At 61.1% G+C, this 7,428-nt stretch carries 7 protein-coding genes; 4 read left to right on the plus strand and 3 right to left on the minus strand.

What is annotated here, in order from left to right; genetic code table 11:
* Positions 1-259 precede the first annotated feature (259 nt).
* On the minus strand, positions 260-970 hold the full coding sequence (locus tag HRF49_07320) for a hypothetical protein (protein MEP0814459.1): 711 nt from the start codon (positions 968-970) through the stop codon (positions 260-262).
* Between the two features lie 76 nt (positions 971-1,046).
* On the opposite strand from HRF49_07320, the gene HRF49_07325 reads away from it, so the two are divergent.
* Positions 1,047-1,502 (plus strand): hypothetical protein, encoded by a 456-nt coding sequence (locus HRF49_07325; protein MEP0814460.1) that lies wholly within the window; start codon positions 1,047-1,049, stop codon positions 1,500-1,502.
* A gap of 45 nt (positions 1,503-1,547) precedes the next feature.
* Here the strand turns inward: HRF49_07325 and HRF49_07330 are convergent, their stop codons facing one another.
* Both HRF49_07330 and HRF49_07335 read right to left on the minus strand, forming a co-directional pair.
* Entirely contained in the window at positions 1,548-2,144 is a 597-nt protein-coding gene (locus HRF49_07330; GenBank protein MEP0814461.1) for a carboxymuconolactone decarboxylase family protein, read from the minus strand.
* A gap of 252 nt (positions 2,145-2,396) precedes the next feature.
* Positions 2,397-3,344, minus strand: a complete 948-nt coding sequence (locus tag HRF49_07335) for a CDP-alcohol phosphatidyltransferase family protein (protein MEP0814462.1) — start codon at positions 3,342-3,344, stop codon at positions 2,397-2,399.
* 126 nt (positions 3,345-3,470) lie between these two features.
* On the opposite strand from HRF49_07335, the gene HRF49_07340 reads away from it, so the two are divergent.
* The 3 genes from HRF49_07340 to HRF49_07350 all read left to right on the plus strand — a co-directional run bounded on the left by HRF49_07340 (position 3,471) and on the right by HRF49_07350 (position 7,140).
* Entirely contained in the window at positions 3,471-5,063 is a 1,593-nt protein-coding gene (locus HRF49_07340) for a S8 family serine peptidase (GenBank protein MEP0814463.1), read from the plus strand.
* 142 nt (positions 5,064-5,205) lie between these two features.
* Positions 5,206-5,877, plus strand: a complete 672-nt coding sequence (locus HRF49_07345) for a TIGR00153 family protein (GenBank protein MEP0814464.1) — start codon at positions 5,206-5,208, stop codon at positions 5,875-5,877.
* Between the two features lie 18 nt (positions 5,878-5,895).
* A complete protein-coding gene (locus tag HRF49_07350; GenBank protein MEP0814465.1) occupies positions 5,896-7,140 on the plus strand; it encodes an inorganic phosphate transporter in 1,245 nt (414 codons plus the stop codon).
* Positions 7,141-7,428 lie beyond the last annotated feature (288 nt).

The following is a 7,428-nucleotide window of genomic DNA, read 5'->3' on the forward strand; positions in this document are numbered from 1 at the left end:
GCGAACCGCGGCGTAAACGCCGCGCTCCTTGACTCCGCGCGATCCGCTGTATCAAGGCGAGCACCTTTTATCCGCGCGAATCCGCGCAAATCCGCGGCCTCAAGGCCGCGCTTTCCGGTTATCGGCGGCGGAGTCACGCATCTCCGGATTCCCCCTCGCCCTTCCGCACATTCAATTCCGCGTCGGCAAGCCGGTGCATTCCCAAAGGGGCGGAGTCCCGGCAGCGCTTCCCGGCTATCGGCGCGATTTTAAAGGCGACTTATGGCTGCTTGCCCGGCAAGACGCGCTCCAGGAATCCCGACACCGTGGGCCGGGCGGGCGGCGCCGGTTCCGTCTCGGCCGGCTCCGGCCGGGGCGCCTCCCGCGGCAGCACGGTGACCCGGAATCCGACGCACTTTCCCGCGTCGTTCGCATAAACGAAGTAAAACGCGTCCTCGACCCCCCCGATATTTTCGATCCATGAATAGGTTGTCGGCGAGCCTTTCAGCTTGCGTCCCGCGTCGCGCGGCGTGCGCTTGACGACGCCGTCCGGCATCCCGATTTCCGAGACCGGCAGGCCGATGGGCGTGAATTTGGACTGCGGCGGGCGGCGGTTGTCCGGACTCTCGATGCGAACGTAGTCCATCGTCGCGTCCTCGGTTATGCCCCAAAGCGTGACGCTTATTCCTCCCTCTCCGATGAAACTAGCTTCGTCAATCGTTGGGAAATATTCGCACTTCGAAAGCGAGCGCAACGCTGACGCGTACGACAGCGGAAACTTCGGAAAAAGCGTGACCTTGTATTTCGACAGGTCCACTCCGATGGAAGGCCGGGGCGCGCGCGCGCGGGCGGCCGCGCGCTCCGCCTGCATCCGCGACAGCGCGCCTCCCGCCGCCAGCGTCCCCGCCAGGATCAGCGCAAGCGCGAATCCGGCGACGAACCACAGCAGGCCTTTGCCGTTTTTTCCGTTTGTTTCCAAAGCCATCCGCATTATATGGCGAAATCCCTCCGCGCGCGGTCGTCGCCCGACGCCGGCCGCCCGGTGTTAAAATCCGGCTGTGCCGACAATGTTCAATCTCGCCGTGCTTTCGCTTGTCGTCCTTTGCGCGTGCGTATGGCACTGGGCGGGCACGCGGCTTCTGCGCGCCGCCGTGCCCGAATCCGAAACCAACGCAAGCGATGCGGAAGAACCGCGGGGAATTGCGCTGCGCATGGCCGTGCTTGCCCTTTACAAGGCGGCATGGGCAGGGGAGATTTGCCTGCTCGCGGCCGCGGCGCTTTCCGTGGCGGACGTGATTATCGCCGTGCCGCTTTCGCTCGCCGGGATCGCCGCGGTGCTGGCCCAGGCGTCCGCCGCCGCGCTCGCCTCGGTCACGGCGCGGATTCCCGCCGGCCATCCCGCACGCGCGCCCGCGCGCGCCGCGTTCGGAGCAATAGTGATAATCGGCCTCGCGCTGCCCGTTATTGTCCTTTTGATGGCTGCGGCGATGATCGGCCCGGAGCTTGCAATGTCCGGCGCGTAATCGGCGACGCGTGCGACCGAATTCGGATGTCGCCGCCGGGTATTCTCATTTCGTTATCTCGATTTCAAGCGCGTTCGCGAACCGGTTGTAATAGTTGAACTGGCAGACAATCGCGATTATTTCCATTACTTCTTCCTCAGCGTACACCGCGCGCGCCTCGTTCCAGATTTCGTCAGGCAGCCCCGCGGCGTTGCGGGTAAGCGCGTCCGCGATCTTGAGCACCGCCCGCTCGCGCGCGCTCCAGACCGTATCGCCCTCCGGTCCAAGCACCTCCGCCAGCGACGGCGCGCCGTCCCCGATTGCTTCGGTCGCGGCCGCGCTCGCATCCAGCAGCCCAAGGCGCTCGAACTTTTCGCGGCTCATCCCGAATTTCTTCGCAAGCATTATGTGCGACGCCATGCAGTAGCGGCAGGAGTTTATCTGCGAAGTGCGCACGGCCGCCAGCTCCTTTTCCTCCACGGGCACCGTGCCCGTGTAGGTGACCGCTCGAAAATGCGCGAACGAGGTGGTCATCATCTCCAGCCTGCGTGCGAACGTGCGAAAGAGGTTGGGCACGTTTCCCCGCTCGCGCAGGAAGTCGTCGAAAACGGCGCGCACCTCCGCGTCTTCGGTTTTCAGCGGCAAAGGCTCGATTCTCGGCATCGCATGCTCCGTGACAACAAATGGGGGGATATCGTACCATCAACAAGCATTCGGGCCGAAACCGCGTTGTTATGGCAATTCAGAAGCGGCGCTGAATTCCGCGTGCTTTTTTTGTTGGCGCGAAAACAAAGTCATTTGGTTGTCCAGTCAATTAGTTGCCTAGTCAAGCCAATAATACGGCCTTAAGCGATTTAGACAAGTCACCTCGGCTGCACATATTCAAATCAACCGAAAACCTGATGAAATAAACAACTATGCAACTTCCCCTTCCGCTTCCCCTTCCAACTCCTCGATGTAAATCGGCGCCGTCAGAAAGCGCCTGTACCTCAGCCTGACAAGAATGACAATCCAGGCGAACGACCAAGCGATCGTGAAAAGAAAATATGAAACGTACCATTCGAAAAGTATCGCAACCGAGCCGAAAAAAATATGGCAGCCCAATCCTACAAAACTCGTAAGAAACAGCAGTTTTTTGTCGGTGTAATAACCGCGGATTTCATAGCGGCCTTTCGAAATGAAGCCGTCGCGCGAGCGCAGATGAATTATGCGCTCGAAAACCGCGTCGTCCAGCTTCTTCGCCAGCCTGTCCTGCCATAGATAGAAAATGCGGAAAAGAGCGTAGACGAATCTGTACGCCTCCTGCGTTTTCGGATCGCGGTACTCGCGCTCGTCCTCTTCCGTCGGCGTCTCGTCCGATCGGCTGGCGGTGGGCGCTCCCACCGCCTCGGCGAATCTGATGGTGTAAAACACGTAGTAACTGGTCGAGAAGGTGCTCGAAAGAAAGGCGCAGAGCGATAGAAGATAAAGCAGCGACGAGCCGCCTTCCACCACAACCGCCGCGGCCATCGAAAGAAACACGGCCAGCCCCACCAGGAAATCCGTCACGCTGTCCAGGAAGCGTCCAAGCCGATCCATACGGCCGCGCGCGCGGGCGAGCGCGCCGTCCGCGCTGTCAAGTACGTTTTTCATATGGTAAAAGAAAAACGGGAAAAACCGCCATGGCCAGGGCAGCCCCAGCGCGATGAGTCCGGCTGCAAGAAACCCCGCGAGCATCGAGAAAAGCGTGATGCTCGCGGGAGTGATGTCGGTGCGAACGAGCCTCGGCACGAAAAGCGCGGCGATCGGAACGCCGAAGAGCGCGCTCACGTCGAAAAACGCGTTTTCACCGAACTTTGCGGGCGGTTTTGGATCGGAATTCAAGTCGTGTAATTTTAGCCTGTCGAAAGCGTTTTTCCATCTTCGGAACGCATCGCGGCGCGCGCGGGGTATAATGTTCTGCACTTCGCAACAAGAGGTATCCAGGTGGCGTTATTTTCGAGATTGATCATGGTTTCGACCGCTTTTGCGGCGGCTGTTTTTCTGGTTGCGGCCTCGCCGTCGCACGATTCGACCGCCGGGCCGCAGGTATTCCGGCTGCCGTCCGGCATTTCAGATGCCGATGTGGTTGACCGCGGGCTGATCGTCAGGTTCAGGGACGGGGCGCGGACTGCGAGCGCAATCGGCCCGGACCGCGGAATCAGCGCGGTCAAAACGGTTTCCCCCGGAAGAAAATTCCCCTTCGGATTCACGCTTGTCAAGGTTGCCCCGGATAAGCCGCTGGGCGAAGCCTACGGCGAGCTGTTAAGCGATCCGAACGTTCTCGACGTTTGGCCGGACGTGGTGCGCCGGCCAAGCTTCGTCCCCAACGATCCGAAATACCTGAACAACCGTCCCGCCGGCGCTATCACTCCCGACCGGCAGTACTTTTACGAGATTATGAACGCGGAGGAAGCCTGGGATAAGACAACCGGCTCCGAATCCGTCGTGGTGGCGGTAATCGACACGGGCGTGGACACCTCGCACGAAGATTTGGTCACGCAGTTTTGGCAAAACCCCGGCGAAATCGCCGCCAACAATACCGACGACGACGGAAACGGATACAAGGACGACATAATCGGATACGACTTCTACTTCGGGGACAGCGATCCGAAGGACGACGACGAATTCTCCGGCTTCCACGGCACGTCGACCGCGGGGCTTGTGGGGGCGCGCGGCAACAACGCGGTCGGAGTGATGGGCGCCGCGGGCGGGCGCGGCGTCGCGGGCGAGCGCGGCGTCAAGCTGATGATTTTGCGAGTGGGCACGGATTTCACGATCAAGCTTTCCGCGGAAATAGAGGCCATCGCGTACGCGGTGGACAACGGCGCGGACGTAATCAACATGAGCTTCGGCGGTGCGCCGGGCGGAAATACCGAACGCGACGCGGTGCGCGCGGCCTGGAATGCCGGGCTGGTGCTGGTCGCCGCGGGCGGCAACGTGGGCGCGGGCGCGGCGGGCGGCGCGATAGACTGGCCGGCGGCGATAGACGAATGCATCGCGGTGGGCGCGACGACGGTTTTCCCCAGCCGCTATCCGGAAGCGGGAACTCCCCCAATCGAAGAAACGATTGCGGATTACTCCAAGCAGGGGCCGGAAGTCGAGCTTTGCGCGCCTGGAACCGCGCTTGTCACGACCGGAAAGGGCGGCGCCTACACGCAAATCGGAAACAACTCGTTCACGGGCACAAGCGGCGCCAGCCCACTGGTCGCGGGACTCGCCGCGCTTATCAAGAGCCTCGATCCCGACGTTTCGAACGCGGAAATCCGCACGCTCATGCAGGAATCTGCGGTGGATTTGGGCCTCGCGGGAAGAGACGAGATTTACGGATTCGGGCGCGTGGATTTCGCGGCCGCGCTTGGGGGCGCGTCCGAGGCGGTGTCCGGAGATGCGAACGGCGACGGCGTCGTGAACGACGCGGACGTGGACGAGGTCGTCCGGTTGTTCGGCGCGCGCATAGGCGAGGCGCGCTACGCGGGCCGCACCGACACCAACCGCGACGGCGTGGTTGACGAACTGGACTTGTTTGCGATTGGCAGCAACTACGGAATTACCGTCGGCTGATTCCCGGCGGATGAGCCCTCCAACCTTGTGAATCGGAGTCAATAGCGCATTTTAGCGCCTGACGCGCGGAATGACATTGCCGTAACCGACTCCCCGTGATAAGCTCGCACGCCCGTATGATTGATTCCGGGCGGAGGAATTCATGAGGAACATACTCGCGATTTTTTCGCGCTCGCCGCTCGGCCCGCTGCACGAGATGATGGCCGAGATCGAGAAGGTGATGGAGGCGGTACCGGGGCTTCTTGACGCGGTCGCGCGGGGCGACGCCGCCGGCACCAAGGAAATCGCCAAGGGGATCATGCACGACGAGCACCAGATAGACCTTCTCAAAGACGAGATACGCGCCAACCTGCCCAAGTCGTTGTTCCTGCCGTTCGACCGCAAGGACTTCCTGAAGCTTTTGCACGAAATAGACGGGATTCCCGACGACGTGGAGGATCTTGCCGCGCTGTTCACGCTGCGCGAAATGGCGATGCCGGAAGGGCTTGAGGAGGCGATCCGCGCGGTCTGGACGCGTGCGCATGAAACCTTCGGCTATTGCAAGGAGATGATCGAAAATCTCGACGATCTGATTGCCGCCGGCTTTCACGGCCCCAAGGCGGACGAATTCATCGCGCTCATAGACAAGGTGAACACCTGCGAGTGGGAGACCGACAAGCGCGCGTTCAAGGCGACGCAGGCGCTTCTCGCTCTCGAAGGAAAGGAAAGCCCGATCGCGATAGTGATGTGGATGAAAATTATCGGCGAAATGTCGGACATCGCGGACCGCTGCGAAGGGCTGTCCAAAACGATTCGGCTGATGCTTGCAGTGTAGGACGGGAGCAAAGGGGAGATGGTCGAAACCTGGATAATCGTCGCGGCCGCCGTATTCGGGTTGTACATGGCCTGGAGCGTGGGCGCGAACGACGTGGCGAACGCGATGGGCACGTCGGTGGGCAGCCACGCGCTCAGCTACCGCAACGCGATAATCCTCGCGGGGATTTTCGATTTCCTCGGCGCGGTGCTGGTCGGCGGGCACGTGACGAAAACGGTTTCGAAAAACATTATCAGCCTTGACGCGATCCCCGACCTCGACATACTCGTGCTGGGAATGCTGGCAGCGCTGTTCGGCGCCGCGGTTTGGCTGCACTTCGCTTCCAGGCTCGGATTGCCGGTATCCACCTCGCACAGCATCGTCGGCGCGATCCTGGGATTCGGCGTCGTCGCGGGCGGCTTCGGCGCGGTCAACTGGCACAAGTCTCTGGAAATTTTCGCGAGCTGGATTATCAGCCCGCTTCTTGGCGCTCTGATTAGTTTCTTTTTGTTCTGGTTTCTTTTGCGCCGCGTGATCGCGACCGAAAATCCGGTTCGCGCGATCAAGCGCATCGCGCCTTACCTCGTTTTCTTGGTCGGATTCATCCTTTCGCTTTCGATTATTTACAAGGGTCTCGCGAACCTGCACCTCGATATGCCCATCGGGAATGCGCTGTTAATTTCGCTCGCGGTTGGAATCGCGGCAGGGTTCGCCGCGAAAATTCTCGTCGGCAGGATGAACGAAGCGAACGCGGCGACGTTCACCGCGCGGATGCGCGCCACGGAAAAAGTGTTCGCCGTTCTGCAGGTGATGACGGCGTGCTATGTCGCGTTCGCGCACGGCGCGAACGACGTGGCGAATGCGGTCGGCCCGGTGGCCGCGGTCGTGGAAATCGCGCGCAAGGGCTCGATAAGCGAAACGGTTCCGGTTTCGCCATGGCTCTTGGTGCTGGGCGGAGTCGGAATCGTCATCGGCCTCGCGACGTACGGGCGGCACGTGATAAAAACCGTCGGCCAGGGGCTTCTGAGCCTGCGCCCCAGCCGCGGATTCGCGGCGGAGTTCGGCTGCGCCACGACGGTGCTCATCAGCAGCAAGCTGGGCCTGCCCGTCTCGACGACGCACTGCATCGTGGGCGCGATCGTCGGCGTCGGATTCGCTCGCGGCATCGGCGCCCTCAATATGAAAGCGGTCAAGTCCATCGTGATGAGCTGGCTTTGGACGATCCCGTTCTCCGCGGCCGTCACGATAATCGCGTTTCTTATCGCAAGGGCGATTATTTACTAGGGGGCGCCGCCCCGATTGTCAATCCCAATCGGGTTCGAGAAGCGCGGCGTTCACGCCGCGGGCCGTCCGGCAACCCAATAAAGGGAGCGGCGTTCACGCCGCGGATTCGGGGCTGATTCCCGAAAGCGGATGCAATCATCCGCCTTGTGAATATTGTATCAAGGATATATTTTTTAAATTAATCCCCGAAACTTGTTGACAGGGTGATTTTCGGGTATAATCCCTCCAGCCGGAAGGTCTCGGCGCAACAAACAAATCGCGCGGCGGCAACGCCGCCAGGGATGACGG

Source organism: bacterium (assembly GCA_039961635.1).
GTDB lineage: Bacteria > 4484-113 > 4484-113 > JAGGVC01 > JAGGVC01 > JABRWB01.